The 25,305-nt window shown below is 69.8% G+C and carries 24 protein-coding genes and 1 tRNA gene; 14 read left to right on the top strand and 11 right to left on the bottom strand.

Annotated features, from left to right (window positions below):
- The first annotated feature begins 167 nt into the window (after nucleotides 1–167).
- A complete protein-coding gene (locus tag MBA17_RS18495; RefSeq protein ID WP_238497738.1) occupies nucleotides 168–2,339 on the top strand; it encodes a C2 family cysteine protease in 2,172 nt (723 codons plus the stop codon).
- A gap of 84 nt (nucleotides 2,340–2,423) precedes the next feature.
- On the opposite strand, the gene MBA17_RS18490 is transcribed toward MBA17_RS18495, so the two are convergent.
- A tRNA-Pro gene (locus MBA17_RS18490) sits at nucleotides 2,424–2,497 on the bottom strand.
- A 20-nt stretch (nucleotides 2,498–2,517) separates the two neighbouring features.
- On the bottom strand, nucleotides 2,518–3,393 hold the full coding sequence (locus tag MBA17_RS18485) for a metallophosphoesterase (protein ID WP_274385650.1): 876 nt from the start codon (nucleotides 3,391–3,393) through the stop codon (nucleotides 2,518–2,520).
- Between the two features lie 158 nt (nucleotides 3,394–3,551).
- Between MBA17_RS18485 and MBA17_RS18480 the strand changes: the two genes are divergently transcribed.
- A complete protein-coding gene (locus MBA17_RS18480) occupies nucleotides 3,552–4,007 on the top strand; it encodes a GatB/YqeY domain-containing protein (RefSeq protein WP_238497736.1) in 456 nt (151 codons plus the stop codon).
- Nucleotides 4,008–4,092: 85 nt separating this feature from the next.
- Here MBA17_RS18480 and MBA17_RS18475 read toward each other — a convergent pair whose 3' ends face one another.
- The gene (locus MBA17_RS18475) at nucleotides 4,093–6,357 is read right to left on the bottom strand and encodes a transglycosylase domain-containing protein (protein WP_455432789.1); all 2,265 of its coding nucleotides are present in this window, start codon (nucleotides 6,355–6,357) and stop codon (nucleotides 4,093–4,095) included.
- Nucleotides 6,358–6,649: 292 nt separating this feature from the next.
- Between MBA17_RS18475 and MBA17_RS18470 the strand changes: the two genes are divergently transcribed.
- Complete coding sequence (locus MBA17_RS18470) at nucleotides 6,650–6,946, top strand: WhiB family transcriptional regulator (RefSeq protein ID WP_238497735.1); 297 nt, start codon at nucleotides 6,650–6,652, stop codon at nucleotides 6,944–6,946.
- Between the two features lie 14 nt (nucleotides 6,947–6,960).
- On the opposite strand, the gene bagB is transcribed toward MBA17_RS18470, so the two are convergent.
- Together bagB and bagA are read right to left on the bottom strand one after the other, a co-directional pair.
- Nucleotides 6,961–8,091 carry an ATPase BagB gene (bagB, locus tag MBA17_RS18465; RefSeq protein WP_238497734.1) on the bottom strand — a complete coding sequence of 377 codons (1,131 nt, stop codon included), beginning with the start codon at nucleotides 8,089–8,091 and terminating at the stop codon, nucleotides 6,961–6,963.
- The gene (gene bagA / locus MBA17_RS18460) at nucleotides 8,091–9,095 is read right to left on the bottom strand and encodes an ATPase BagA (RefSeq protein ID WP_238497733.1); all 1,005 of its coding nucleotides are present in this window, start codon (nucleotides 9,093–9,095) and stop codon (nucleotides 8,091–8,093) included. The genes bagB and bagA overlap by 1 nt, the downstream gene beginning before the upstream one ends.
- 79 nt (nucleotides 9,096–9,174) lie before the next feature.
- Here bagA and MBA17_RS18455 point away from each other — a divergent pair, with 79 nt between their 5' ends.
- From MBA17_RS18455 to MBA17_RS18440, 4 genes are all read left to right on the top strand, one after another.
- Complete coding sequence (locus MBA17_RS18455; RefSeq protein ID WP_238497732.1) at nucleotides 9,175–9,330, top strand: Sp36 family protein; 156 nt, start codon at nucleotides 9,175–9,177, stop codon at nucleotides 9,328–9,330.
- Nucleotides 9,327–9,785: a RidA family protein gene (locus tag MBA17_RS18450; protein WP_238497731.1), complete on the top strand. Its 459-nt coding sequence runs from the start codon at nucleotides 9,327–9,329 to the stop codon at nucleotides 9,783–9,785. Before MBA17_RS18455 ends, MBA17_RS18450 begins: the two co-directional genes overlap by 4 nt.
- Before the next feature lie 299 nt (nucleotides 9,786–10,084).
- Complete coding sequence (locus MBA17_RS18445; RefSeq protein WP_238497730.1) at nucleotides 10,085–10,897, top strand: NUDIX hydrolase; 813 nt, start codon at nucleotides 10,085–10,087, stop codon at nucleotides 10,895–10,897.
- A complete protein-coding gene (locus tag MBA17_RS18440) occupies nucleotides 10,894–11,691 on the top strand; it encodes an MBL fold metallo-hydrolase (protein WP_238497729.1) in 798 nt (265 codons plus the stop codon). Before MBA17_RS18445 ends, MBA17_RS18440 begins: the two co-directional genes overlap by 4 nt.
- On the opposite strand, the gene MBA17_RS18435 is transcribed toward MBA17_RS18440, so the two are convergent.
- Nucleotides 11,673–12,353, bottom strand: a complete 681-nt coding sequence (locus tag MBA17_RS18435; protein ID WP_238497728.1) for a Crp/Fnr family transcriptional regulator — start codon at nucleotides 12,351–12,353, stop codon at nucleotides 11,673–11,675. The genes MBA17_RS18440 and MBA17_RS18435 overlap by 19 nt on opposite strands.
- Nucleotides 12,354–12,507: 154 nt before the next feature.
- On the opposite strand from MBA17_RS18435, the gene nth reads away from it, so the two are divergent.
- Both nth and MBA17_RS18425 read left to right on the top strand, forming a co-directional pair.
- Nucleotides 12,508–13,164, top strand: a complete 657-nt coding sequence (gene nth / locus MBA17_RS18430) for an endonuclease III (protein WP_238497727.1) — start codon at nucleotides 12,508–12,510, stop codon at nucleotides 13,162–13,164.
- Nucleotides 13,161–13,802 carry an NUDIX hydrolase gene (locus tag MBA17_RS18425; RefSeq protein ID WP_238497726.1) on the top strand — a complete coding sequence of 214 codons (642 nt, stop codon included), beginning with the start codon at nucleotides 13,161–13,163 and terminating at the stop codon, nucleotides 13,800–13,802. Before nth ends, MBA17_RS18425 begins: the two co-directional genes overlap by 4 nt.
- On the opposite strand, the gene MBA17_RS18420 is transcribed toward MBA17_RS18425, so the two are convergent.
- Nucleotides 13,764–14,309, bottom strand: coding sequence for a HEAT repeat domain-containing protein (locus MBA17_RS18420; protein ID WP_238497725.1), 546 nt, complete (start codon nucleotides 14,307–14,309; stop codon nucleotides 13,764–13,766). The genes MBA17_RS18425 and MBA17_RS18420 overlap by 39 nt on opposite strands.
- Nucleotides 14,310–14,408: 99 nt before the next feature.
- On the opposite strand from MBA17_RS18420, the gene MBA17_RS18415 reads away from it, so the two are divergent.
- A complete protein-coding gene (locus MBA17_RS18415) occupies nucleotides 14,409–15,599 on the top strand; it encodes a MarP family serine protease (protein WP_238497724.1) in 1,191 nt (396 codons plus the stop codon).
- 86 nt (nucleotides 15,600–15,685) lie between these two features.
- Here MBA17_RS18415 and MBA17_RS18410 read toward each other — a convergent pair whose 3' ends face one another.
- The 4 genes from MBA17_RS18410 to acs all read right to left on the bottom strand — a co-directional run bounded on the left by MBA17_RS18410 (nucleotide 15,686) and on the right by acs (nucleotide 19,921).
- On the bottom strand, nucleotides 15,686–16,171 hold the full coding sequence (locus MBA17_RS18410) for a DUF309 domain-containing protein (protein WP_238497723.1): 486 nt from the start codon (nucleotides 16,169–16,171) through the stop codon (nucleotides 15,686–15,688).
- Entirely contained in the window at nucleotides 16,168–17,088 is a 921-nt protein-coding gene (locus MBA17_RS18405) for an alpha/beta fold hydrolase (protein WP_238497722.1), read from the bottom strand. The genes MBA17_RS18410 and MBA17_RS18405 overlap by 4 nt, the downstream gene beginning before the upstream one ends.
- A complete protein-coding gene (locus MBA17_RS18400; RefSeq protein WP_238497721.1) occupies nucleotides 17,075–17,551 on the bottom strand; it encodes a phage holin family protein in 477 nt (158 codons plus the stop codon). Before MBA17_RS18400 ends, MBA17_RS18405 begins: the two co-directional genes overlap by 14 nt.
- A 387-nt stretch (nucleotides 17,552–17,938) precedes the next feature.
- On the bottom strand, nucleotides 17,939–19,921 hold the full coding sequence (gene acs / locus MBA17_RS18395; protein ID WP_238497720.1) for an acetate--CoA ligase: 1,983 nt from the start codon (nucleotides 19,919–19,921) through the stop codon (nucleotides 17,939–17,941).
- A gap of 226 nt (nucleotides 19,922–20,147) precedes the next feature.
- Here acs and MBA17_RS18390 point away from each other — a divergent pair, with 226 nt between their 5' ends.
- From MBA17_RS18390 to MBA17_RS18375, 4 genes are all read left to right on the top strand, one after another.
- On the top strand, nucleotides 20,148–20,906 hold the full coding sequence (locus MBA17_RS18390) for a Fic family protein (RefSeq protein ID WP_238497719.1): 759 nt from the start codon (nucleotides 20,148–20,150) through the stop codon (nucleotides 20,904–20,906).
- Nucleotides 20,907–21,679: 773 nt separating this feature from the next.
- The gene (gene ssd, locus MBA17_RS18385) at nucleotides 21,680–22,747 is read left to right on the top strand and encodes a septum site-determining protein Ssd (RefSeq protein WP_238497718.1); all 1,068 of its coding nucleotides are present in this window, start codon (nucleotides 21,680–21,682) and stop codon (nucleotides 22,745–22,747) included.
- Nucleotides 22,748–22,877: 130 nt separating this feature from the next.
- Nucleotides 22,878–24,059 carry a TadA family conjugal transfer-associated ATPase gene (locus MBA17_RS18380; RefSeq protein WP_238497717.1) on the top strand — a complete coding sequence of 394 codons (1,182 nt, stop codon included), beginning with the start codon at nucleotides 22,878–22,880 and terminating at the stop codon, nucleotides 24,057–24,059.
- A 371-nt stretch (nucleotides 24,060–24,430) separates the two neighbouring features.
- Entirely contained in the window at nucleotides 24,431–25,075 is a 645-nt protein-coding gene (locus tag MBA17_RS18375; RefSeq protein WP_238497716.1) for a type II secretion system F family protein, read from the top strand.
- Nucleotides 25,076–25,305: the final 230 nt, after the last annotated feature.

The raw sequence follows: 25,305 nt of genomic DNA, 5'->3' as shown, positions 1-25,305 counted from the left end.
GATTAAGAATGGTCGTTATGACCTGCCCGCTTTGAGCCATTTTCGGATATTTGACATGCCCGAATTAAGGGTAACCGTCAGCAAAAAGCAATATATATGATTATTGACCCTTCATTGGAGGGGTGAGAGACTTTGGCGACCCGATCGGATACGCTCTGGAGCGGCTTGTGGACGGAAAGTTCATCAAAGAATCCGAATTCCACCCTGATGGTGACAAACCCCCAAAAATAATCCCCGCCGGCACCCCCTTCACCTTCGCCGACGGTGCGCCGAACGCGGAAAATGGAACGGTCCGAATCAGGATCGGCAACGAGAACGGCACCGTGAAGGCGGCCGATGTGGTCTCGTCCACCGACGAGGCCGTGGTGACCGACCTGGTCGCCGCCGGATCCGTGTCGGAGATCCAGGACGTCACGAGTCCGGGGGTGTTCGCCACCCATTACGACAAGGCGGAGCTCGCCCTCACGGAGCTGACCGGCGAACGCGCCGGAAAGGAATACCTGCGCCAGCGCATCCAGGCCCACCTCGACCAGCTGAAGACCTGCCTGTGGTCGGTCAGGGCCACGCGGAAGGTGGCCGAGGACGCCGTCCTGTACTTCGCCTCCGAGCATCGTTCGGGCTATTGGCCGACGGTGCTGCGGCTGTGGGCCGAACGCCCGAAAGCGGAGAGGAAGAGCGGAATCGCCCATCTTCCCGCCCCGATCAATTCGGTGTTCGCCGACCTGGTCAAGACGTATGTGGACGGGTTCGATACAGACTCGGAAGCCGAAGACCAAGATCACGACGAGCTTTCCTGCAACTACCAGATCGCCATCGAGCAGTTCACGCTGATGGTCGGCGTCGCCCTGAACCAGGAGACGAAGGCGGTCTGCAAGCCGATCGTGCTCGAGACGCCGAACGTCTACTCGACCATGAACGGTGTCATAGTCAAGCTGCCGCGGCGCCAGGTGCCCCACCAACTGGTCGTCCACAATTTGGACACGGTGCTCGACCAGCCGACCGACATTCCCGACGCGCAGTTGCCGAACGTGGTGCTGCTCACGGCCGAGAACGGGCTGTGGCTGAACGGCGGTCCGAGCGCCGACGATGTGTGCCAGGGCGAACTCGGCGACTGCTACTTCCTGGCCCTGCTCGGCGCCATCGCCCACCACGACCCCGACCAGATCAAGCGGATCATCAGAAAGGGGGAGAACAAGTACGTGGTCACCTTCACCCGGACGATCAGCCACCAGAACCGGGAGTTCCGCGTGCCCCAGCCCGTCGAGCTGAAAATGATCTTCCCGCACAACGACCAGAATGTCCTGCTGGGTGCACGCCTCCGGGTGCGGTGCGGAGAACCCGTCCGTCGGCGGCGCAGGACGCTCGGCGGCGACGCCTACCTGGAGAAGGCCTACGAACTGGAGACCGCCCTCTGGGTGCCGATCATCGAGCGTGCGTTCGCCGCCCTGGCCGGCAAGTACGGCCAGTTTGCCAACATGATTCCCGCCGACGGCGCCCAGCCGGACGACGGTTACGCCAAGATCCGCGACGGCAGCCAGTCCGGCGAAATGATCTTCTCCTGCCTGTACGGCCATCGCCACCGGCGCACCCGCTCGGTCCGGGTGATGAACCTGTGCGACGCGGTCGCCAAACCGCCCGCGGAACTCGACCTGCCCAGCTCGGAACTGTTCAACCTGCTGCTCATGCTCAACGACCAGGCGGCAGGCCTGTCCCCCTGTCTGGCGATTCCCACCGCGTCCGTCAGCTGGCGTAGGGTCGGCCAGAAACTGATCGGCCTCGGCAAGCAGTACAAAGGCCCCCTTGCCCCGCAGTTCAGCGTCGTCGCCGAGCTGTTCGAGCCCGTTCTCAAGCTGGATGAGGACACGTTCGCCACCCTGGAGTCCCATCTGGGGTTCCAGAAGGCGTGTGCGGAGATCGTGGAAGCGCTGCTGCCGCTCGGGACGAAGGACCCCTTCGCCCGGCAGGTCGTCAAACTCATCGCGTCACTGGCTCCGCCGCTGTCCTCGAAGGGATCCCGGCCGTACATCTACGCCCGGCACGAGTACGCGGTCGGCGCCGTCCGCCTGGTGTTCAGCGCGCCCCCGCCCAGCCCCGATTACGCGACCAATCCCGCGCTCGGCAGTCCGCCGACGAACAGCGTGCTCCTGGTCAACGCGCTGCCCACGCTCGACACGTCTGCGTCGACCATCGCCCTGAGCAACCCGCACCACAAGAATTCCCCCAACCTGGACGGGACGCTCGCCGCCGAGGCGGACACCGGGGCGTTCGTCCTGTCCCTGGCGGAGTTCCTGGAATTCTTCACTGATGTCGGTTACACCGTCGTCAGCCGCCACGCGTAAAGGGCGTCACGCAGATAGTCACCCAGGAGATGCCGAAGGCCAGTTCCGAAAATCGGAACTGGCCTCTAGCTTCGGGAAAGCGAGTCGGGGTGACAGGATTTGAACCTGCGGCCTCTTCGTCCCGAACGAAGCGCGCTACCAAGCTGCGCCACACCCCGGTGCTTGTACTTGGGAAAGTCTAGCGGACTTCGGTCGTGCTTGCGTCACGGAGGCGGGGGACAAGGGTGAGGAGGGAGGCTTCGGGGAAGCACGCGAAGCGGGCGGGGGCGAAGGGGGAGGTGCCCAGACCGGCGGAGACGTGCAGGTAGGCGGACTCGTGGCGGTGCAGGCCCTTGACGCGGGCGCGGTCGATGCCGCAGTTGGTGACCAGAGCGCCGTAGAAGGGAATGCAGAGCTGGCCGCCATGGGTGTGGCCGGCGAGGAGCAGCTGGTAGCCGTCGGCGGCGAAGAGGGACATGTTGCGGGGCTCGGGGGAGTGCATGACGCCGAGCCGGAGGTCGGCGTCCCTGGGGGCGGGGCCGGCGATGAGGTCGTAGCGGTCGCGGTTGATGTGGGAGTCGTGGATGCCGCCGACCGCCACGTCGAGGTCGCCGACCTTGACGCGGGCCGTGGTGTTGTTCATGTCGAGCCAGCCTTCGGCGGCCATCCCGGCGCCGAGCTCCTCCCAGGGGAGGGAGGGGACGTGCTGCTGGTTGTCGCCCTTGGACGTGCGCCAGAGGTAGCGGGCCGGGTTCTTCGGCCGGGGGGCGTAGAGGTCGTTGGAGCCGTAGACGAAGAGGCCGGGGCGGGCCAGCAGCGGCTCGAGGGCGCGCAGGAGCGCGGGGACCGCCTCCGGATGGGCGATCGAGTCGCCGGTGTTGACGACCAGGTCGGGCTGGAGGTCGCTGAGCGAGCGCACCCAGTCGATCAGGCGGCGCCGGCCGGGGGTCAGGTGAAGGTCGGTGAGGTGGAGAATGCGCACGGGGCGTTGCCCACGGTCGAGCACGGGCACGTCGAACCGCCGTAGCCGGAACCAGTTGCGCTCCACGATCGTGGCGTAACCGATGCCGGCCATGCCGATCCCGAGCAGGGACAGGGGTATGGCTGCTGCTTTCCTCACACACTCATCATGCCCGACCAGGTGTGCCGAACGCCCGCGAAGACGAACAGAACGACGCCAGGGGATGGTAACTCGCAATACACCGATGCGGGGGAGACGGCAAGATGGTGCGCATGAGCGCTTTGAAAGACAGGTTGAAGACCGATCTCACGGTCTCCATGAAGGCCCGGGACGAGATCCGTACCCGGACGATCCGGATGGCCTTGGCCGCGATCAGCACCGAGGAGGTCTCCGGGAAGGCGGCACGGGAGCTGTCGGAGGAGGAGGTCGCCAAGGTGCTGATGAGGGAGGCCAAGAAGCGGCGCGAGGCGGCTGAGGCATTCGCGGACGCCGGCCGGGAGGTGCAGGCGAAGGCGGAGCTGGACGAGCACGCCGTGCTGGAGGAGTACCTGCCGGCGCAGCTCTCCGACGAGGAGCTCGGCAGGCTCGTCGAGGAGGCCGTCGCGGAGAGCGGGGCCGAGGGGCCGAGGGCCATGGGCCAGGTCATGAAGGTGCTCAACCCGAAGGTCGCGGGCCGGGCTGAGGGGGGCAGGGTGGCGCAGGCCGTACGTGCTCGTCTGGCGGGCTGAGCGACCGCTCCCGCGGGGGAGGGGCGGCGCGGCGGCGAAAGGTCGTCCACAGGCTGTGCGGGCCTGTGGATAACCTTTCGCGACGTCAGCCGATCGGGGTGATCGGCTGATTGCCGACCTCGTCCTGGTCGTTGTCCCAGAAGTCGTCCGGGATGTCGCCGGTGCCCGGATCGCTCTCGTCGTCACCGAAGTCGCCGTCGAAGTCGTCGAAGTCGCCGAAGTCGTCTCCCCGGTCGTCGTCGTCCCCGCGCGGGTTCTTCTCCTTCGGAGGCTTGGGCGCGCAGCCGGTGCTACAGCCGCCGAAGCGGGACATGTTGACCGAATGGAACGAGGTGGGCTCGGTCCCCTTCAGTGCGTTGATCATGGAGTATTTCCAGATCGGGCCGGCGATCGAGGCGCCGTACACGTACGAGTAGCCGACTCCGCCGATGGTGACGCCGATCAGGTCGTTGCCGAAGGCGCCGCGCGGGTCGCCGACGCTGACGGCGGAGGCGAGGTCGGGGGTGTAGCCGGCGAACCAGGCGGCGGTGTAGTTGTCGGTGGTGCCCGTCTTGCCGGCCGCGTCGCGCCCGATGCCGCCCACGCCTGACATGGTGCCCTTGGTGAAGACGCCGGACAGGATGTGGCTGGCCGCGTCGGCGACCTCCTCGTCGAGGACCTGCTTGCACTTGGGCTTGTGCTCGGTCGCCTTGCCGTTCCGGTCGCGGACCTCGGTGATCGCGATGGGCCGGCAGTGGTTGCCGCGGGCGGCGATGGTCGCGTAGGCGTTGGAGACGGTGACCGGGTCCATCTCGTTGATGCCGAGCGTGAAGGTCTCGAACTCCTTCAGGGTCCCGCCGTCGGCGCGCTTGATGCCGAGCTTCTTGGCCATCGTGACCGTCTCGCAGAGCCCGACCTTCTGCTCCAGGGCCATGAAGAAGGTGTTGACCGAGCCCCAGGTGCCGGTGGCCAGGCTCTTGAACCCGCCGCCGCCCTCGCTGGAGTTGCTGACCGTGTGGTCGGGCTCGCCGACCCGGTCGCCGTCGCAGTCACGGAAGGCACTGGGGCCGGACGCCTGGTAACCGCTCGGCGCGTTGAGGCCATCGTCGATCTTCATGCCCTGGTCGAGCGCGGTGAGCAGGGTGAAGACCTTGAAGGTCGAACCGGCCTGGAATCCCGCGCCGCCGCCGTGCAGGGAGTCGGCGGGCAGGTTGTAACTGATCTCGTTGTTGTCCTTCTTCTTCTTGGTGTTGCCGCCGAACTTCCTGCTCGCGGCCATCGCCCGGATCTCGCCGGTGCCCGGCACGACCATCGCCTGGGCCGCGACGGGCTTGTCGCCGACGTGCACGTAGTCCTTGATCGCCGACTCGGACGCCTTCTGCATCTTCGTGTCGAGCGTGGTCGTGATGGTCAGGCCGCCGTTCTGGAGCAGCTTCTCGCGCTCCTTCTCGGACTTGCCGAACGCCGAGTTGGTGAGGACCTCGTTCTGCACGTAGAGGCAGAAGTAGGGATAACGGCTCTCCTGGCAGCCGCCGGGGATCTCGACGGCCTTCCAGCCGAGCTTCTTCTTCTTGGCCGCCGCGGCCTGCTCGGTGCTGATCTTCTTGAGCTCGAGCATCCGGTCAAGGACGATGTTGCGCCGGTCGAGGAGCCGCTCACGGCTGGCCTTGCCCACGTCGGGGGCGGTGCGGGAGGGATTCTGTACGGCTCCCGCCAGCGTCGCCGCCTCGGAGAGGGTGAGGTCGGAGGCGGGCTTGTCGAAGAAGCGCTTGGAGGCGGCCTGGATGCCGTAGGCGCCGGCGCCGAAGTAGGAGATGTTGAGGTAGCGCTCAAGGATCTGGTTCTTGCTGTACTTCTCCTCGATCGCCATCGCGTGCCGCAGCTCGTTGAGCTTGCGGGAGATGGACGTCTCGATGGCGGCGGCCTGCTCCGCCTTGGTCTCGGCCTTGTTGAAGAGGACGAGCTTGACGTACTGCTGGGTGATGGACGAGCCACCCTGCGTGACGCCTCCGGTCGAAAGGTTCTTCATCAGGGCGCGGGCGGTGCCCTCGATGTCGATCGGGCCGTGTTCGTAGAAGCGGAAGTCCTCGATCGCGACGATGGCCTCGCGCATCACGGGGGCGACGTCGTCGAGCTTCACCACCTCGCGATTCTGGAAGTAGAACTGCGCGAACTGCTTGCCGCTCTTGTCGAGTAGGACCGTTTTTTCCGGGAGCGGCGGCTCGTCCAGCTCCTCGGGTGTCAACTGCAGCTCTTCGGTGGCGGCCCTGATGGTCATCCCCACTCCGCCCACCGCGGGCAGCGCCACGGCGGCGACGAGGACTCCGGTGGCTCCGGCGGCGACTAACAGCCGGAGGAGGTTTCCGCCCACCGATCTATGATCTATGCCTTGAGCTTGCACGAGACAAGACTACGTCGGAACGATGACTTAAACAGGCTTCAAAGTCCATTTTGCCTCGTCGTAGATCTACGCGAGAGGGTGACTAGTCATTCCCGGCCACATGGCCGTAGATGACCATGCAAGAAATTGACCCAGCCGGGGACTGTCGGCCCGAACGTCTGGTTGCGTACGTTCTCCTTCTGCGGCAACTGAATAAGGAGGCTCGACGCCCGCGCCCGTCGGCCGACAAGACGACTGACCACCTAAGGGGAGTGGGGTCGAAATGTGGATCACGGATTGGACTTCCCGTGCCGCCTGCCGGGGCGCGGATCCTGACGCACTGTTCGTTCAGGGTGCCGCCCAGAACCGGGCGAAGCTCATCTGTCGAGGATGCCCGGTCCGTACCGAGTGCCTGGCTGATGCGCTGGACAATCGCATCGAGTTCGGCGTCTGGGGCGGCATGACCGAGCGGGAGCGTCGCGCGTTACTGCGCCGGCGTCCAGAGGTGACCTCCTGGCGAGAGCTTCTGGAGACCGCCAAGGAAGAGTACGAACGGACCAATGAGCTGATCGCCGGCTAACCCGGGGGACGGCGTCAGGGGGCGGCCAGCAGGCCGCCGATCTCACGCAGACCTTCTAGATCATGGACGTCTACCGGCATCGCGGGCACCAGGGTGAGCGGGACCGTCGGGTGGGCGGAGGCGAAGTGCTCCCGCTCACGTCGCTCGCGAGCCGAGAGTTGCATCCGACCGGCGTGCAGCCGCAGCACGGCGGCGGTCAACTCGTGTTCGCCGCGGGCCTCCAGGTCTTCGGCGGCCGCTGTGCTGCGCGCGGCCGACAGAGCGTCGGCCGGTGACAGGTGCACCCGATTGACCACGAGGCCGGCGAGCGGCATCCGCTCTTCGGCGAGCCGTTCCACGAAGTAGGACGCCTCCCGCATCGCGTCGCGTTCGGGCGCGGCGACGACGACGAACGCGGTGCCGGGCGCCTGGAGCAGCCGATAGGTCTGGTCCGCGCGCTGCCGGAAACCGCCGAAGACGGCGTCGAGCGCGGAGACGAACGTCTGCAGGTCCTTGAGCACCTGCGCGCCGAGCACCTTGGTCAGCATGCCCGCGACGATGCCGAAGCCGGCGTTCAGCAGCTTGAAGGCGCTGCGCCCGCCCGCCTTGGCCGGGCCCATCAGCACCCGGATCAGCCGCCCGTCGAGGAACCTGCCCAGGCGCTCGGGCGCGTCGAGGAAGTCGAGCGCGGAGCGGGACGGCGGCGTGTCGACGATGATCAGATCCCATTCGCCGGACCGGCGGAGCTGGCCGAGCTTCTCCATGGCCATGTATTCCTGAGTCCCGGAGAAGCTGGACGACAGCGACTGATAAAAGGGATTTGTCAGGATCTGGCGGGCTCGTTCTGGGTCCGCATGCGCCTCGATGATCTCATCGAAGGTGCGCTTCATGTCGAGCATCATCGCGTGCAGCGTGCCCTCGCCCGTGGTGCCGTCCACCAGCCGCGGCGTGTTGTCCAGCTCGGTGAGCCCCATCGACTGGGCCAGGCGGCGCGCCGGGTCGACGGTCAGCACCACGGCGGCACGGCCGCGCTCGGCGGCGCGCAGCCCCAGCGCGGCGGCGGTGGTGGTCTTGCCGACGCCCCCGGAGCCGCAGCACACCACGATCCGGGTGCGGGAGTCGTCGAGGATCGCGTCGATCTCCAGGACCGGAACGTTCCTCGCCATCATGCGGCTCCCTGGTTGTTCATGGTCTCGGCCAGTTCGTACAGTCCCGCGAGGTCGACGCCGTCGGCGAGCAGCTGGAGCTCGTAGCGGTGCCGCCCGGCCTTCTCCAGGGTGCCCCGCTCCCGGGCCTCCAACTCGGTACGGCGGGCGTGCTCGGCGACCTCGGCGCCGAGGGCCTCGGCGACGGCGGTGGCGTCCGCGGGCCCGTCGGCCAGCCCGGCGGCCTTCAGCCCCAGGGCCAGCTCGCCCACGTCGAAGCGCCCCTGCCGGGCCGCCCGCAGGCAGGTCTCCGGCAGTAACGCGGGCCGCACCATGTTGATGAAGATCCCTCCCGGTGGGAGCCCCGCCGCGCGGAGCTCGGTGATCCCGTCGAGGGTCTCCTGCACGGGCATCTCCTCCAGCAGCGTCACGAAGTGGACCGCGGTCTCGGGGGACGCCATCACCCCGCGCACCAGATCGGCGTGGTTCTTGATCGGCCCGACCCTGGCCAGGCCCGCCACCTCGGAGGTCACGTTGAGGAACCGGGCGATCCGGCCCGTCGGGGGCGCGTCCAGGACGACCGCGTCATAGAGCCGCTTCCCGTTCTTGCCGCGTCGCCGTACGGCCTCGCTGGTCTTGCCCGTCACCAGCACGTCGCGGAAACCGGGGGCGATCGTGGTGACGAAGTCGAGCACGCCCATCTTGGTCAGCATCCGCCCCGCGCGGCGCATGCCGTAGAACATCTCCAGGTATTCGAGCATCGCCTCCTCGGGGTCGATGGCCAGCGCGTAGACGTCGCCGCCGCCGGGAGCGACCGCGATCTTGCGCTCTTCGTACGGCAGCGGCGGCAGGTCGAAGATCTGGGCGATGCCCTGGCGTCCCTCCACCTCGACGAGTAACACCTTGCGGCCCCCCGCGGCCAGGGCAAGGGCGAGGGAGGCGGCGACCGTGGTCTTGCCGGTCCCACCCTTGCCAGTGACGACGTGGAGGCGGACACCGTCCCAGTCCGAGTCGCGAGCGCTCACGTTTTGAGGCTACCGAACGGTTACTTGCAGGGGCCCGCCGACCGTCATGTGAGTTCGTTCACCTCGATAATGTGACTCCATGAAGAAATGGGAGTACGTCACGGTGCCGCTGCTCACCCACGCGACCAAGCAGATTCTCGACAACTGGGGCGAGGACGGCTACGAGCTCGTGCAGGTCGTTCCGGGCCCGAACCCCGAGCAGCTGGTGGCCTACATGAAGCGGGAGAAGTCGTGACTCCCGAGCAGCGGCTGGCCGAGCTCGGTCTGACGCTCCCCGAGGTCGTCGCCCCGCTGGCCGCCTACGTGCCGGCGGTGCGCACGGGTGATCACGTCTACACCTCCGGCCAGGTCCCGTTCGTCGACGGCAAGCTGGTGGCCACCGGCAAGGTGGGCGCCGAGATCGATGCCGAGCGGGCGAAGGAGCTGGCCGGCATCTGCGCGTTGAACGCGGTGGCCGCGCTGAAGTCCGTGGTGGGCGATCTGTCGACGGTGGTGCGGATCGTCAAGGTGGTGGGCTTCGTCGCGAGTGATCCCGCTTTCACCGGCCAGCCGCAGGTGATCAATGGCGCCAGCGAACTGCTCGCCGAGGTGTTCGGGGAGGCGGGCAGGCACGCCCGCAGCGCCGTCGGGGTGGCGGCGCTGCCGCTCGACGCGCCGGTGGAGGTCGAGCTGATCGCCGAGGTTCGTTGACGCATGAGCGGGGACCGGTCTCTGTCCCCGATGGCGGTGAGTGGTGGTCGAGCTGATCGCCGAGGTCCGTTGACGCAGGGGCGGGGACCGGTCTCTGTCCCCGATGGCGGTGAGTGGTGGTCGAGCTGATCGCCGAGGTCCGTTGACGCAGGGGCGGGGAACCCGGGCCCTGTCGTCGGCGGTGGGTGGTGGAGCTGATCGCCGAGGTCGGTTGCGGCTCGACCGTGGTGCCGGTGTTCGCCGAGGCCGGGCCGTACGCTAGAACTAGATTCTTGTTCTAGCGTGGACATGGAGGGTGAATGGCTGTGATCCCGCTGCCAGGCGAATTCGGCGAACGAGCGCGCGCGATCCTGGCAGGGCGGGCCCAGCCCGTCCCGCCGAGGGACGCGGCGACCGTGGTCATCCTCCGCGAGGGGCCCGAGGTCTACCTGATCCGCCGCAAGGCGAGCATGGCCTTCGCCGCGGGCGCCTACGTCTTCCCCGGCGGGGCGGTGGACCCGCGCGACACCGACCACGCGATCGGCTGGACCGGTCCCTCGCCCGCGGAGTGGGGGGAGGTCTTCCACGCGGCGGAGTCGACGGCGCGCGGGCTGGTGTGCGCGGCCGTACGGGAGACGTTCGAGGAGTCCGGGGTGCTGCTCGCGGGGCCCGGAGCGGACTCCGTGGTCGCCGACACCACCGGCGACGACTGGGAGGCCGACCGGCTGGCCCTGATCGACAAGAGCCTGTCGTTCGCCGACTTCCTCGACCGGCGCGGCCTGCTGCTCCGGTCGGACCTGCTGCGTCCGTGGGCGCACTGGATCACCCCTCGGATCGAGGCCAAGCGGTTCGACACCCGGTTCTTCGTCGCCGCGCTGCCTCCGGGCCAGCGCACCCGTGACGTGGGCGGCGAGGCGGACAAGGTCGAGTGGGTACGGCCGGCGTCCGCGCTCGCCCAGGCGGCGGCGCACGAGATCTTCCTGATGACGCCCACCCGCCACACCCTCACCGAACTGGCCGCCTACGACGGCGTCCCGTCGATCCTGGCGGCCGAACGCGAGATCGTCATGGTGATGCCGGAGGTCGTCGAGATCGACGGCGAGTTCCGCGTGGTCGCGGGAGAGCCCCGGTGAGCGGCCTGAGGATCCCGGTGCACGGCCCGGAGGGCGCGGGTACGGCACGCGCGGTCAACCTGCTCGCCCCCAACGCGTCGCCGATGACCCTGGACGGCACCAACACCTGGGTGCTGGCCGAGCCCGGGGCGCAGACCGTGCTCGTGGTCGACCCCGGCCCCGACGACGAGGGCCATCTGCGGCGCGTTGTGAGCCATCTGGACGGACGGCGGGTCGCGCAGGTCCTGCTCAGCCATGGGCACGCTGATCACAGTGGCGGGGCGAGGAGGTTCGCCGAACTGGTCGGCGCTCCGGTGCGGGCCCTGGATCCCCGGCACCGGCTCGGCGGCGAGGGCCTGTCCGACGGCGACGTGATCGACGTGGCCGGCCTGGAGGTGCGGGTCGTGGGCACGCCGGGGCACTCCTTCGACTCGCTGTGCTTCTGGTTGCCGCAGGATCGGGCGCTCCTCACCGGCGACACCGTCCTCGGCGGCGGCACCACGGTGATCGCCCCCGACGGCGATCTCGCCGACTACCTGCGCACGCTCGACCTGTTGCGGGCGATGGCCGAGGAGACCGGCGCGCTGGCGCTGCTGCCCGGCCACGGACAGGCGCTGGCCGACCCGATCGGCGTCCTCGACGGCTACGTCGCCCACCGCAGGCGGCGTCTGGACCAGATCCGCCGGGCCCGGGCCGCGGGGGCGCGGACGCCGAAGGAGATCGTGGAGATCGTCTACGCGGACGTGGACCGGTCGCTGTGGCCCGCCGCGGAGATGTCGGTACGGGCCCAGCTCGGCTACCTGGAGCGGTTGTAGAGCCGCTCCAGGTCCATGATGACGACGGCCTTGGCCTCGATGCGCAGCCATCCGCGCTGCGCGAAGTCAGCGAGGGCCTTGTTCACGGTCTCCCGCGAGGCGCCGACGAGCTGCGCCAGCTCCTCCTGGGTCAGGTCGTGATGCACCCGCATGCCGTCGTCGACCCGCTGCCCGAACCGTTCGGCCAGGTCGAGCAACTGCTTGGCGACCCGGCCGGGCACGTCGGTGAACACCAGGTCGGCCAGCACGTCGTTGGTACGGCGGAGCCGCTGGGCCAGCGCGCGCAGCAGGTGCAACGCCACCTCGGGACGCCCGGTGAGCCAGGGACGAAGGTCGTCGTGGCCGAGACCGGCCAGCCGTACGTCGGTGAGGGCCGTGGCGCTCGCCGTACGGGGGCGGGGGTCGAAGAGGGACAGTTCGCCGAACATCTCGCTCGGGCCGAGGACGCTCAGCAGGTTCTCGCGGCCGTCGGGGGAGGTGCGGGAAAGTTTGATCTTCCCTTCCAGCACCACGTAGAGCCGGTCGCCCACTTCGCCCTCGCTGAACAGGGTGCGGCCCTTGGTCAGCTCGATCTCCGTGATGCTCGTGCGCAGCGCGGCGGCGCCCTCGCGGTCGAGCGCGGCGAACAGGGGCGCCTTGCCCAGCACATCATCGGTGTTCACAGTGCCTCCATGAGTCTGCTCGCGCTCCCGCGATCCACGCAGCCATTGTGACGTACCCCACCCGGCGGGTCATGGGGGACTGCCCGCGTAGGCTGTCCGAGTGCCCCGCGAAGCAACCGAATCCCGTCTCGCCCTCGTGCGACGTGCACGGCGAATGAACCGGATTCTGGCCGAAACCTACCCCGACGCCCACTGCGAGCTCGACTTTTCCAACCCCCTCGAGCTCCTGGTCGCCACGATCCTCTCCGCGCAGTGTACGGACAAACGGGTCAATATGGTTACTCCGGTCGTTTTCGCGAAATATCGGACTGCGGCTGACTATGCGAGTGCCGATCGCGAGGAACTGGAGGGCATCATCCGCTCCACCGGCTTCTTCCGGGCCAAGACCAACAGCATCCTCGGTATGGCCCAGGCCCTCTGCGACCGCTACCACGGCGAGGTGCCCGGCCGGCTGAAGGACCTCGTCACGCTCCCCGGCGTGGGCAGGAAGACCGCCAACGTGGTGCTCGGCAACGCCTTCGACGTACCGGGCATCACCGTGGACACGCACTTCCAGCGGCTCACCCGCAGGTTCGGCTGGACCACCGAGACCGACCCCGTCAAGATCGAGCGCGTGGTCGGCGACCTGATCCCCAAACGCGACTGGACCATGATGTCCCACCGGCTGATCTGGCACGGCCGCCGCATCTGCCACGCCCGCACGCCCGCCTGCGGCGTCTGCCCGCTGGCCGCCCTGTGCCCCTCGCACGGCACGGGCCCGATCGACCAGGCGAAGGCGGCGAAACTCGTGCGGACAGGGCCGTTCTCATGACTCCCGACTGGCTCACCCACCTGGCGGCGCGGGCCGCCGACCAGCCCGTCCCGCGCGGCATGCGGCCACAGGAGGGCAGCGGGCGGCGCGCGGCCGTCCTGCTGCTGTTCGGCGAGGAGGCACACGGGCCGGACATCCTGCTCATCCAGCGCAGCTCCACCGGCCGCAGGCACGCGGGCCAGCCCGCGTTCCCCGGCGGCGGGATCGACCCCGAGGACGACGGGCCGGTGGGGGCCGCGCTGCGCGAGGCGCAGGAGGAGACCGGGCTCGACCCGTCCGGCGTGCGTGTGGTCGGCACCATGCGGGAGCTGTACCTCCGCCGCAGCGACAACCGGGTGACGCCCGTGCTGGGCTGGTGGCACACCCCCTGCGCGGTGCACGCCGCCGCGCCCGAGGAGGTGGAGTCCGTGGAGCGGGTCCCGGTGGCCGAGCTGGTGGATCCCGGCAACCGGCTCGTGCTGCGGCACCCCAGCGGCTATTCGGGGCCGGCGTTCCGGGTCAGGGGATTACTGGTCTGGGGGTTCACCGCGGGCGTGCTCGACGGCGTGCTCGGCGCCGCCGGCTTCGAGCGCCCGTGGGACACCGACAGGATCGAGGACCTACCCCCCGATGTCCTCGATCTTGCTGCCAGAGGTTAGCGCCAGCCCGAGCGTCGCCCAGTCGGCCACGTCGTCGTCGGTGTCGTGGACCAGCCGGCCGAGCGCCGCCAGACCCGCCTGGTCGGGCGGGTTGCCGAGCACGTTGGGCAGCGCGTACGCCGCGCCGTACCGCACCCGTGGGTCGGTGTGCTCGGCCAGGGCGATCACCGAGGGCAGCGTCCGGGAGTCCTTGAGATGGCCGAAGGCGATCAGCACGGAGTAGAGGACCATCGCGTCGGTCTCGCCCGCCGCGAGCCGGCGGAGCACCGGCAGGCTCTGGTCGGCGAACGACTTGCCCGGACGGCCCAGCTGGCCGAGGATGTCGACCCCGAGCACCCGCTCGTTGATCGTCTCCCCGTCGCACAGCCTGCGCGCCTCGATGAACGTCTCCTGGTCTCCGCGCTCCTGCAGCCGGGTGATGGCCTGCCAGCGGAGCGCGCCGTCCGGATCCGTGTCCGTCAGAGCGGTGTCGATCAGTTCACGCACCGCTCCCCCGATCGATGCCATGGAGTAACGATAGCCACGCGGGTGCCTTCGCGCCGGTGTTGTGAAGCGGTGTGTCAGAAGGAGTGCACGCATCGGGTCCGGGCTGGATACGGTTAAAGGGTGCGCGGCGACCTCCTAGACCTCATCCTCATAGGGCTTGTGGTGGCCTTCGGCATTTCCGGATACCGTCAGGGCTTCATCATCGGCGCGCTCAGCTTCGTCGGTTTCGTGGGCGGAGCCTTCCTCGGCGTCGCGATCGCGCCGCCGATCGCCAGGGCGGTGGTCGACGGCGAGACCGAGCGGGCGTTGCTCGCGATAGTGATCGTCTTCCTGGCGGCGACCATCGGCCAGTTCGCCTCCTCCACCCTCGGCGCGGTCGTGCGCAGCCATGTGACCTGGGAGCCCGCCAAGGTCGCCGACGCGGTCGGCGGCACCTTCGCAAGCGCGTTATCGGTGCTCGTGGTGGTCTGGCTGATCGGCGGCCTGCTCGCGCACGGCCCCTTCCCGCCGCTGAGCCAGCAGGTCAACAACTCGCTGCTGCTGGCCACCGTCGACCAGACGCTGCCCGAGCAGGCCAAGGAGTGGCGGCTCAGGTTCAAGAACTTCATCGACACCTCCGAGTTCCCGCAGGTGTTCGAGGCGATAGGCGGCGGCCAGTTCGTCGATGTGCCGCCGCCCGACAGGAGCGTGCTGAAGGGCCGGCAGCTCGCCCGTGCCCGGGAGGGCATCGTCAAGGTCCAGGGCACCGCGCCGTCGTGCCGCAAGCGCATCGAGGGCACCGGCTTCGTCTACGCCAACGACCGGATCATGACGAACGCCCACGTCGTCGCCGGGGTCACCCAGGAGTTGCGGGTCACCGACCACGAGGGCACCTCGCGCGCGGCCCGGGTGGTGCTCTACAACCCCGACCGCGACATCGCCGTGCTCTACGTGCCCGGCCTCAACCTCCCCGTGCTCCGCTTCGACGGCAAGGCGGAGAAGGGCGACGCGGCCATCATCGCCGGCTACCCGAGGGGCAAGGGCTTCACCGCCGAGGCCGCCCGCATCCGGGTCAAGCAGCACGCCGAGGGCTACGAGATCTACAACCGCAAGAAGGTCGTCCGCGAGGTCTACGCGATCCGCGGCCTGGTCGAGCCCGGCAACTCCGGCGGGCCGCTGCTGACCAGCGACGGCCGCGTCTTCGGGGTCGTCTTCGCGGCGGCCACCGACCAGGCGGAGACCGGCTACGTGCTCACCGCCAAAGAGATCACCCCCGACGCGGAGGAGGGCCAGGACTCGGTGAACCGCGTCGACACCCAAGACTGCGACTGACCCCGGCGCCCGGCCGGCGCGACCACCGGCTCGGCGCCTCCCGGCGTCCGTCGATCAGCGCATCGGACCGGCTTCGGGGACGGCCGTCAGGCCCCCGTCCCGCCGCCCAGCGTCTCCCTGATCAGCGCGACCGCCGCCGACGGCACCACGTCGCCCGAGCGCTCCGCCACCTCACGTGCCCGGCCGGCGGCCTCCGCGAGACGCATGCCGTACGGCGGGCGGCCGGTGTAGGGGGTGATCCGGTCGGCGCCGCGGTTCAGCAGGACGGCGGCGCCGCGGCGGTTGTCCCGCTGGAGATGGGTGAGCCCCACGCAGATCTGCGCCAGCCCCTGCCACAGCTCGCGCTCCTCCTCGGGCGCGCTCTTCCAGCGGGCCTCCAGCACCTCGTGCGCGTGGAACGGGCGCTCCTCGGAGAGGAGCCTGACCGCCTCAACGACCGCCTCCGGACCGCTGGGCGCGTACTCGTCGGGGATCCGGGGCACCCCCTCGGCGTCATGCGGCAGCGGCCGTCCGAAGGCGTCCCGGGGACGTGCGCTGCGGGGCCTGCCCTGCGGATCGCGGTCACGGCTCATCGGTCGGGCTCCGGATCCGCCAGCCAGGAGACCAGCTCGGTGTCGAACTGCTCGGGACGTTCCTCGTGCGGGTAGTGCCCGGCCCCCTCGAACAGCCGCCACCGGTACGGCGCGGCGACGTGGCGGCTGGAGCCCTGAGCGGTGCGCGGCAGGACGCACTGGTCGAGAGCGCCGTGCAGGTGCAGCGTCGGCGACTCGATCTGGGCGCGCATGGACTTGGCGTATCTCCTGCCGTCGGGGCGGAGCTGGGAGCGGGCGAACCACCGGTGGTACTCAAGGGCGCAGTGGGCCACGCCCGGAATGCGGAAGGCTTCGCGGTAGGTCCTGGCGACCTCCTGCTCGGGCCAGCCCGGCCCCGACCACCGGTCGAGCAGCCGCTCGACCATGACGGCGTCGCGGGAGGTCAGCCGCCGCTCGGGAATCAGCGGGAACTGGAAGCCGAACGCGTGACCACTGGCCTTGAGCTGCCCGAGCGGGTCGGTGAACAGGGCGGCGCGCAGCCGGAGCGGATGCGGGGCCGAGACCGGGACCAGCCGGTGCACGCTCTTGGGATCCAGCGCCGCCATGGTCCAGGCCAGCAGGCCGCCCCAGTCGTGCCCGACCACGATCGCCCCGGTCTCGCCGAGGGCCCTGATCAGCCCCGAGGCGTCCTGGGCGAGCGTGGGCAGGTCGTAGCCCCTGGGCGGCTTGTCGCTCGCGCCGTACCCGCGGAGATCGACCGCGACGGCGCGGAAACCCGCCTTGGGCAGGGAGACGAGCTGGTGCCGCCAGGTCCACCAGAACTGCGGGAACCCGTGCAGCAGCAGGACCATCGGCCCCTCCCCGGCCTCCACCACGTGGAAGCGGGTGCCGCCCGCGTGGACGCCACGATGGGTCCACGGCCCCTCGACCCGTGCCAGCGACTCATCGGGTGGCATCGGACACCGACTCCCGCCGGGCACCCACCTCACCGGCCGACGGCGGGACGGTGCCGGCCAGCTGGAACTCGTCGGCGGACCCGCCCTTCAGGCTCTTCAGAGTGCGGCCGGTGCGCTCCATCTTCGTCAGCCCCTTCAGGCGGCGATAGCCGAGGAAGGTCAGCAACCCCGCGGCCAGCAGGTAGAACACGGTCACGATGGTGAACGCGGCCCACTCGGGCAACCCGAAGGCGGCCAGCGCGTAGGCGATGGCGAAGGAGGCCAGGATCAGCACCAGATGGGCCATGAACGCGGCCGCGCCGAACAGGCCCACTGCCGTCCCGACCCGTTTGGCGTCGAACCTCAGCTCGGCCTTGGCCAGCTCGATCTCCGAGCGGACCAGCGTGGAGATCTGGTTGCTCGCCTGCGCGACAAGGTCGCCCAGGGATTCATCCTGCGGCTCCGCGGCCGGATTGTTCGGCATTACCGATCTCCTATCGTTAGCCGAGGGTGGTGTCAATCATCCTGGCTGTTCGTCCGCGAGCGCACGCGGATGTGCGTCAGGACGGTGGCCCGGCGGCGAAGGCCGCCGCGGGCACGCCGGTCGAGTGTTCCGGATCGTTCCCGCGGGCCGGCTTCCCGATCGGCGGCGAGACCGTGAACCCTATCCCGCTGAGCGGTGGCACGGCGGGAGCGTCTCGCCTGGCCCGCCGAGCACGGTTCTTCCATGGTCCGGCACTACCCGGTCAGCGGAGATCACGCCAGGGCCGGACGGCTGAGCCGTACCCCGCAGGCCCTGGGGGCGCTCGAAGTCGGGCGGGTCGTGACAGGGCGCGGACCCCGGGGTGGAGTCCGCGCCCTGTCCGTGCCGCTAGTCGTCGCTCTTGGCCGAGGGGAGCTGCTCGGAGATGAGGTTCATCACCGAGCTGTCGGTCAGCGTGGTGACGTCGCCGAGCGAACGGTTCTCCGCCACGTCACGCAGCAGACGCCGCATGATCTTGCCGGACCTGGTCTTGGGCAGCTCGGGCACCACCAGGATCTGGCGGGGCTTGGCGATGGGACCGAGCGCCTTGGCCACGTGCGCGCGCAGTTCGGCGGCGATGTCGTCGCCCTCCTCCGCGTTGCCGCGCAGGATCGTGAACGCCACGATGGCCTGGCCGGTGACCGGGTCGGTGGCCCCGACGACGGCCGCCTCCGCGACCTTCGGGTGGCTCACCAGGGCGCTCTCCACCTCGGTGGTCGAGATGTTGTGCCCGGACACCAGCATGACGTCGTCGACGCGGCCGAGCAGCCACAGGTCGCCGTCCTCGTCGCGCTTGGCGCCGTCGCCGGGGAAGTAGATGCCCTCCCAGCGCGACCAGTAGGTGTCGATGTAGCGCTGGTCGTCGCCCCAGATCGTGCGCAGCATCGCCGGCCACGGCTCGCGGATCGCGAGGAAGCCGCCGCCGCCGTCCGGCACGCTGTTGCCCTGGTCGTCGACCACGTCGGCGTCGATGCCCGGCAGCGGGCGCATCGCGGCGCCCGGTTTGCCCGCGGTGACGCCGGGCAGCGGGCTGATCATGATGGCGCCGGTCTCGGTCTGCCACCACGTGTCGACGACCGGGCAGCGGTCACCGCCGATGTGCTCGCGGTACCAGACGTACGCCTCGGGGTTGATCGGCTCGCCGACGCTGCCGAGGACGCGGAGCGAGGTCAGGTCGAACTTCGCGGGGATGTCGTCGCCCCACTTCATGAACGTCCTGATCGCGGTGGGCGCGGTGTACAGGATGGAGATCTTGTACTTCTGCACGATCTCCCAGAACCGGCCCCGGTGCGGGGTGTCCGGGGTGCCCTCGTAGATCACGCTCGTCGCGCCGTTGGCCAGCGGGCCGTACACGATGTAGGAGTGCCCGGTCACCCAGCCGATGTCGGCCGTGCACCAGTAGATGTCCTGCTCCGGCTTGAGGTCGAAGACCGCGTCGTGGGTCCAGGCCGTCTGGGTGAGATAGCCGCCGGAGGTGTGCAGGATGCCCTTGGGATTGCCCGTGGTGCCGCTGGTGTAGAGGATGAAGAGGGGATCCTCGGCGTCGTGCGGCTGGGGGTCGTGCTGGTCGCTCTGCCGTTCGACCAGATCGTGCCACCAGACGTCCTTGGCCGTCTGGGCCACCTCCTGGCCCGTGCGCCTCACCACCAGCACGTGCTCGACCTGCGGGCACGCGGCGACTGCCTCGTCGACCGTCGGCTTGAGGGCGGACGGCGCGCCCCGGCGGTAGCCGCCGTCGGCGGTGATCACGATCTTCGCGTCGGCGTCGTCGATGCGGTTCTGCAACGCGGACGCCGAGAAGCCGCCGAACACCACCGAGTGCACGGCTCCGATCCGCGCGCAGGCCAGCATGGCGATCGGCAACTCGGGGATCATCGGCATGTAGATCGCCACCCGGTCGCCCTTGGCGACGCCCAGCTCGATCAGCGCGTTGGCGGCCTTACTGACCTCCCGCTGCAGGTCACCGTAGGTAAGGGTACGGCTGTCGCCGTCCGGCTCGCCCTCCCAGTGGTAAGCGATCACATCGCCACGGCCCGCTTCGACGTGACGGTCCACGCAGTTGTAGGCGACGTTGAGCTTGCCGCCGATGAACCACTTGGCGAACGGGGGGTTCCACTCGAGTGTGGTGTCCCACCGCTGGGCCCAGGTCAGGCGGTCGGCGGCACGCTCCCAGAACGCCAGGCGGTCTTCCGCCGCCTCGGCATAGGTCTCCGCCGTCACGTTCGCAGCTGCCGCGAGTTCGGCTGGAGGTGCGAATCTGCGCTTCTCCTGCAGCAGATTCGACAGCGTCTCCTGGGTCTGGTTGCCAGGACCAGGGGTTTCCGGCGCCACTACGCACTCCTTCACAAGGCCTGATTCAGCTTCTTTCGCTCCCACTTCACCAGTCTCCGGGCGTCCACGACAAGAGGTCTAGACAGGTCTGTACCGATCGCTCACCGTGGAAATCTTGTGGAAGCGTTGTGATACTGGAATCTTAGGAATGGTGAGCCCGTCATAGTCGGCCGCCTGCGCCGGACGGTTAGAAGGCTTCGGCGAACGGTCGATAGGGTCGGGCGGTGTGAGTGACCCTCTGGCTGTGATCGCCGAACTTCCGGGAGTACCCGAGGCCGTCAAGGAGGCCAGGGAGGCGGTCGACCGTCTCTACCGGCACCGTGTCCTGCGTCGCCGCGGCCCCGAGGTGTCCGCGGAGTCCGCGTTGCGCGGTGCGCGTGCCTCGGCGGCCATCGAAGGCGCGGACATCCCCCTCGGCACCCTTCGTTCGGGCGAGCTGGACGATCCGGTGGTCCAGGGCGCCCTCCGCGTCTCCGCCGAGCTCGGCCGGTTGGGCTCGACCTGGCGTACCGCTCCCCGCCAGGCGCTGGCGCGCCTGCACACCGTCGCCGCCGCCGGTCTGGCTCCCGCGGAGCGGCTGGGCCGGCCCTGTGCCGAGTCTCCCGCCGGGGAGCCGGGCGTCGAGGAGACGGCGATCCGGGTCGACGGGCTGGTCAAGCTGCTGACCGGGACCACCTCGGCGCCGGCGCTGGTGCTCGCCGCCATCGTGCACGCCGAACTGGCCGTGCTTCGCCCCTTCGGTTCGGCGGACGGCCTGGTCGCCAGGGCGGCGGAACGCCTCACGCTGGTGGAGTTCGGCCTCGACCCGAAGTCGCTCGTGGCGGTGGAGGTGGGGCACCTCGAACTTCCCTACGACGAGGGCCTGGCGGGCTATCTCACCGGGACACCGGAGGGAGTGGCCCAGTGGGTGTGCCAGTGCGCCTCGGCCGTCACGCTCGGCGTCAGGGAGATCACCGCCGTCTGCGAAGCCCTGCAACGAGGGTGAGACCGGGGCGGTAGACATAGCGGACGGCGTCCCTGGACTGGGACGCCGTCGCCGACACGTCGCACCAGGTTACCAAGCGTGCACCTAAATCGTCGTAGTGGGTCAAGCCCATCTCGACGCGCCTCCCGCGGCTGGTCGCGCGTGGGTGCCTGGCTGGCGTGCCCCGGACAAGTGGTCCGTGACACCTTTCTACGTCGGATCCGGTCTGATGGGAACCCCCGGGGCCAAGACCTTTACTAACCCCCTGGACATATCACCATAATCTAGTCAAACTGTCACAAATCAGACCTTTTCGGAGGGCTGACGGTCACGGTCAGTGATAAGTCAATGGTTGGGGTCCAACCGGATTCGATGACTCTGTGTAGCCGTAACGTTACTTTTAAAAAAACTACCGGAAATCAGAGATTGCTCCTCGACGAAACTCAAGTTGATCGGGCAGCATACGGGGGTATCTCCCTAAACTGGAGTGACTGTGCACGGGGTGGGTTTGCAAGTCTCTTGCCATATCCCTGGCCGGTGTTGAAAGCTTTCTTCTGAAACGGGACCGGCTCTACCCCCCCGGAGCCGGACCGGTTGGCGACCCCCGCTCTCCCCCCCGGCGGGGGTCGCCTCTTTTACCCCTTCCCCCCGGTTCGCGGCGGCTCGTGATGGTGTCCGAGCCTCCTGAGCCTCCTGTGGACAGGCCGTGTCGTTGTCCACAGAACACGGTTCGGGTCCGTGCGGGGGACGGTGCCTCACGCAGGCTGGGCCTCCCCGAAGCACAGGGAGGCCCCATGACCCGCCCGCTGGTCATCACCGAAGACCACGACCTGCTCGACGACCTTCTCCGCATCTCCGCCGCCGCCGGCACGGAGCTCGACGTCGCACACACGCCCGCCCACGCCCGGCCCTACTGGAATCGGGCCTCGCTGGTGGTCGTCGGCGCCGACCTCGCCGACGCCGTAGCGGCCGTCGGGGCGCCGCCGCGTCCCCGGGTGCTGCTCGTCACCCGGGACACGGAGGATCCCGGCACCTGGCGAAGGTGCGTCTCCGTGGGCGCGCAGGCCGTCCTGGAGCTCCCCGAGGCCGAGCGCCGCCTGGCCGACGAGTTCGCCGACACCGCGGAGCCGAGCATCCGGAGCGGCCTGGTCGTGTGCGTCGTCGGCGGCCGAGGCGGTTCCGGCGCCAGCGTGCTGGCGGCCTCGCTGGCGCGCACCGGGGCCAGGCGACGGCTGCGCACGCTGCTGCTCGACGCCGATCCGCTGGGCGGAGGCATCGACGTCCTCCTCGGGAAGGAGGAAGCCGGCGGAGCCCGGTGGTCGGAGCTGGTCGCCAGGGAGGGCAGGGTCAATCCCAGCGCGCTCCAGGCGGTCCTGCCCACCTTCGGCGACCTCACCGTGCTGGCCTTCCATCGGGGGGCCGTCGAGGCGGTTCCCGCCGAGGCGATGCGGTCGGTGCTGGAGTCGGGCAGACGCGGCTTCGACATGGTGGTCGTCGACCTGCCCAGATACCTCGACGCCGCGGCGAAGGAGGCGCTGGTGAGGGCGACCGCCACGCTGCTCGTCGTCCCGGCCGACGTCCGGGGAGTGCTCGCCGCCGCCCAGGTCCTCTCCGGGCTGCAGGAGAGCACGGGCGAGATCCGTGCCGTCGTCCGCCCGGGGGTCCTCGAAGCTGAGGTGGTCGCCCACTCCCTCGGCCTGTCCTGCGCCGGGGTCCTGGCCGACCAACCCCGGCTCGCGAGCACCCTCAACCACGGCGAGGCGCCGCCGCTGAGCCCCAAGACCCCACTCGGCCGCTTCTGCGCCGTCGTCCTCGACGACCTCCTCTGCGAGCAGGCCGCCGCCCAGGGACACCACACGTGAAGCCGTCACTCCGGCGCATGACCATCCCGGTGGTGCTCTCGGCAGGGCCGGTCCTGCCGGTGCCTTCTTGCGGGTCGAGGGGCCGGTGGGTCTCCGCCACGCTCGGGGCGGCCGTGGCGAGGTGCGCGTCATGAGGGCGTCGCCGCAGTTGGTGGAGGCGGTCCGGTCGCGCCTGGCACGGGCGGGTGTGGAGCCGAGCGCGGCCCATGTGGCCGTCGCGTTGCGGGCGGAGAAGGCGGTGCTCGGCGATGCGGAGATCCTTTCGGTGGCCCGCGCGCTCTGCGCCGACCTGATCGGAGCCGGTCCGCTGGAGCCGCTGCTCGCCGAACCGGAGGTCACCGATGTGCTGGTGAACGGCCCCCGAGAGGTCTGGGTCGACGACGGCCAGGGCCTCCGGCGCACCTCGGTGTCCTTCCCTGACGAAGATTCCGTCCGCCGTCTGGCCCAGCGCCTGGCCGCCGCCGCCGGCAGACGCCTCGACGACGCCTCGCCGTACGTCGACGCCAGGCTGGCCGGGGGTGTGCGCCTGCACGCCCTGCTGCCGCCCCTGGCTCCCGGCGGCACCTGCGTCTCCCTGCGTCTCCCGCCTCGCCGCACCTTCGCGCTCGCCGACCTGGTCCCGCCCGACCTGGCCGGCATCCTCCGTGCGATCATCGGCGCCCGGCTCGCGTTCCTCGTCACCGGTGGCACCGGTACGGGAAAGACGACCCTGCTGAGCGCCCTGCTGTCGCTCGCCGATCCCGCGGAGCGTCTGCTGCTGGTCGAAGACTCCGCCGAACTGCGCCCGATCCACCCGCACGTCGTGCGACTCGAATCCCGCCCGCCCAACCTGGAGGGCGCGGGCGGCGTCACCCTCCGCGACCTCGTACGGCAGGCGCTTCGCATGCGGCCCGACCGTCTCGTCGTGGGCGAAGTGCGCGGACGGGAGGTGGCCGACCTCCTCGCGGCCCTGAACACCGGTCACGAAGGCGGTTGCGGGACCTTGCACGCCAACACGGCGGCCGATGTCCTGCCTCGCCTCGAAGCCCTCGCCTGCGCCGCCGGCCTGAGTCGCGACGCGGTCCACAGCCAGATAGCCGCCGCCCTCGACATCGTGATCCACCTCGTCCGTGACCCCGGCGGCGGTCGTCGCCGGGTGGCCGAGGTGTGCCTCCTCCACCGCACTCCTTCCGGCCACGTGACAGCCGAGCCCGCTCTGACGTTCCCGCCGGACGCGCCCCCGATCTCCGGCCCCGCCCTGTCCGAACTCGCCCGCCGAGCACCCGGTCTGCCTCTGCCGTATGGGGCCGTTGACCAGGGGGCCTTGCGGTGACCGCCTTGGCCGTCGCACTTGTGACGCTGTCGGTGTGGCTGTGGACGGCGCCCGACTCCGGCCCGTCCCGCCTGGCGAGGCTGCGCGGAGCACCGTCCGTCTCGCCCTCTCCGCCCGGCCGGGCCACGGGAGGTCCACGGGATCACCGGGGGCGGTTCGTGCGTGATCGTTCGACGCGTCCGCTTTTCTTGACGCGTCCGCGTTCCGAGCGTGGGCCAGGGCAGGCTTTGCCGCCTTCCGCTCTCGGGCCGGGGTGGCGGAGCGTGGATCCTGCTCGTCGAAGGGCCGGTCAGCGGGGTCCGGGTGCGGGGCCGCCCGGCCGTGGACCGGGCCGATGGAGGGCGTCGTTCACCCGGTCTGGGCTTGACCGGGTGCTCGTGCACCGGCGTGCGGCGTTCTCATGGTCCGAGCCCGACCGGGTGTTCGCGCGCCGGTTCACGACCTTCCTGCGGTCGCGGCGTGATCGTGGGCCGGAGCAGTGGCGCACGGCTTCGGTGGAGCTGTGCCATGGCCTCAGCGCGGAACTGGCCGCCGGACGCACACCGGCCGAGGCGTTGACCCGCGCGGCGCGGGAGGTGGACTTCCCCGATCCGCCGGCCATGCGAGCGGTTCTCGGCGCCGCGCGTGACGGCGGTGACGTCTCCGCCGCCATGATCGCGGCGGCCCCGGAGCGCGGGGGAGACGGGCTCCGCCGGCTGGCGGCCTGCTGGCAGGTGAGCATCAGGACAGGAGCCGCCCTGTCCGTGCTCGTCGACCGGGTCGGCGGCACCCTGCGCGCCGCCGAGTCCCACCGTCACGAAGTAGCCGCCCAGTTGGCGGGCCCTCGCGCGAGCGCCCGCCTGCTGGCCGCCCTCCCGCTGCTCGGCCTCCTCCTCGCCGCCGCGCTCGGCATGCGCCCTCTCCACTTCCTGTTCGGCAGCCCGGCCGGCCTGGCCTGCCTCCTCCTCGGCGTCTCCCTGGACGTCTGCGGCCTCTGGTGGACCAACCGCCTGATGACCAGGGCACAGGAAACATGACGGGGGCAGAGCCTCCCGCAGCCCGCACCGGTAGGCCCCGCAGGGGGATCTCCGGCCTGGAGGCTGGCAACGGCGACGCCGGTCCGCGCCGGTCCGCGCCGGTCTGCGGCGGGCCGTGTGGCTGGGTGCGGCGTGGTGTCCGCTGCGGTTCTCGCTGTCCCGGCTGCGGGAGGCGGACCTTGCCGGGGCCGGGGCATGCGGACCGGGCGCGATGTTGCCTGTCTGCGAGG

This window comes from Dolomitihabitans soli, from assembly GCF_022213955.1.
In the GTDB taxonomy this organism is placed as follows: Bacteria; Actinomycetota; Actinomycetes; order Streptosporangiales; family Streptosporangiaceae; genus Streptosporangium_A; species Streptosporangium_A soli.
Note: the sequence above shows the minus strand (reverse complement) of the source record. Positions and strands in the feature narration are given on the sequence as shown.

What these genes read in the sequence shown, in the direction of transcription:
- MBA17_RS18485 (WP_274385650.1), bottom strand. Translation starts at nt 3,393, where the DNA reads ATGGCCGGCATCGGTTACGCCACGATCGTGGAGCGCAACTGGTTCCGG.
- MBA17_RS18480 (WP_238497736.1), top strand. Translation starts at nt 3,552, where the DNA reads ATGAGCGCTTTGAAAGACAGGTTGAAGACCGATCTCACGGTCTCCATG.
- MBA17_RS18470 (WP_238497735.1), top strand. Translation starts at nt 6,650, where the DNA reads ATGTGGATCACGGATTGGACTTCCCGTGCCGCCTGCCGGGGCGCGGAT.
- bagB (WP_238497734.1), bottom strand. Translation starts at nt 8,091, where the DNA reads ATGGCGAGGAACGTTCCGGTCCTGGAGATCGACGCGATCCTCGACGAC.
- MBA17_RS18455 (WP_238497732.1), top strand. Translation starts at nt 9,175, where the DNA reads ATGAAGAAATGGGAGTACGTCACGGTGCCGCTGCTCACCCACGCGACC.
- MBA17_RS18445 (WP_238497730.1), top strand. Translation starts at nt 10,085, where the DNA reads ATGGCTGTGATCCCGCTGCCAGGCGAATTCGGCGAACGAGCGCGCGCG.
- nth (WP_238497727.1), top strand. Translation starts at nt 12,508, where the DNA reads ATGAACCGGATTCTGGCCGAAACCTACCCCGACGCCCACTGCGAGCTC.
- MBA17_RS18425 (WP_238497726.1), top strand. Translation starts at nt 13,161, where the DNA reads ATGACTCCCGACTGGCTCACCCACCTGGCGGCGCGGGCCGCCGACCAG.
- MBA17_RS18420 (WP_238497725.1), bottom strand. Translation starts at nt 14,309, where the DNA reads ATGGCATCGATCGGGGGAGCGGTGCGTGAACTGATCGACACCGCTCTG.
- MBA17_RS18410 (WP_238497723.1), bottom strand. Translation starts at nt 16,171, where the DNA reads ATGAGCCGTGACCGCGATCCGCAGGGCAGGCCCCGCAGCGCACGTCCC.
- MBA17_RS18405 (WP_238497722.1), bottom strand. Translation starts at nt 17,088, where the DNA reads ATGCCACCCGATGAGTCGCTGGCACGGGTCGAGGGGCCGTGGACCCAT.
- MBA17_RS18400 (WP_238497721.1), bottom strand. Translation starts at nt 17,551, where the DNA reads ATGCCGAACAATCCGGCCGCGGAGCCGCAGGATGAATCCCTGGGCGAC.
- ssd (WP_238497718.1), top strand. Translation starts at nt 21,680, where the DNA reads ATGACCCGCCCGCTGGTCATCACCGAAGACCACGACCTGCTCGACGAC.
- MBA17_RS18380 (WP_238497717.1), top strand. Translation starts at nt 22,878, where the DNA reads ATGAGGGCGTCGCCGCAGTTGGTGGAGGCGGTCCGGTCGCGCCTGGCA.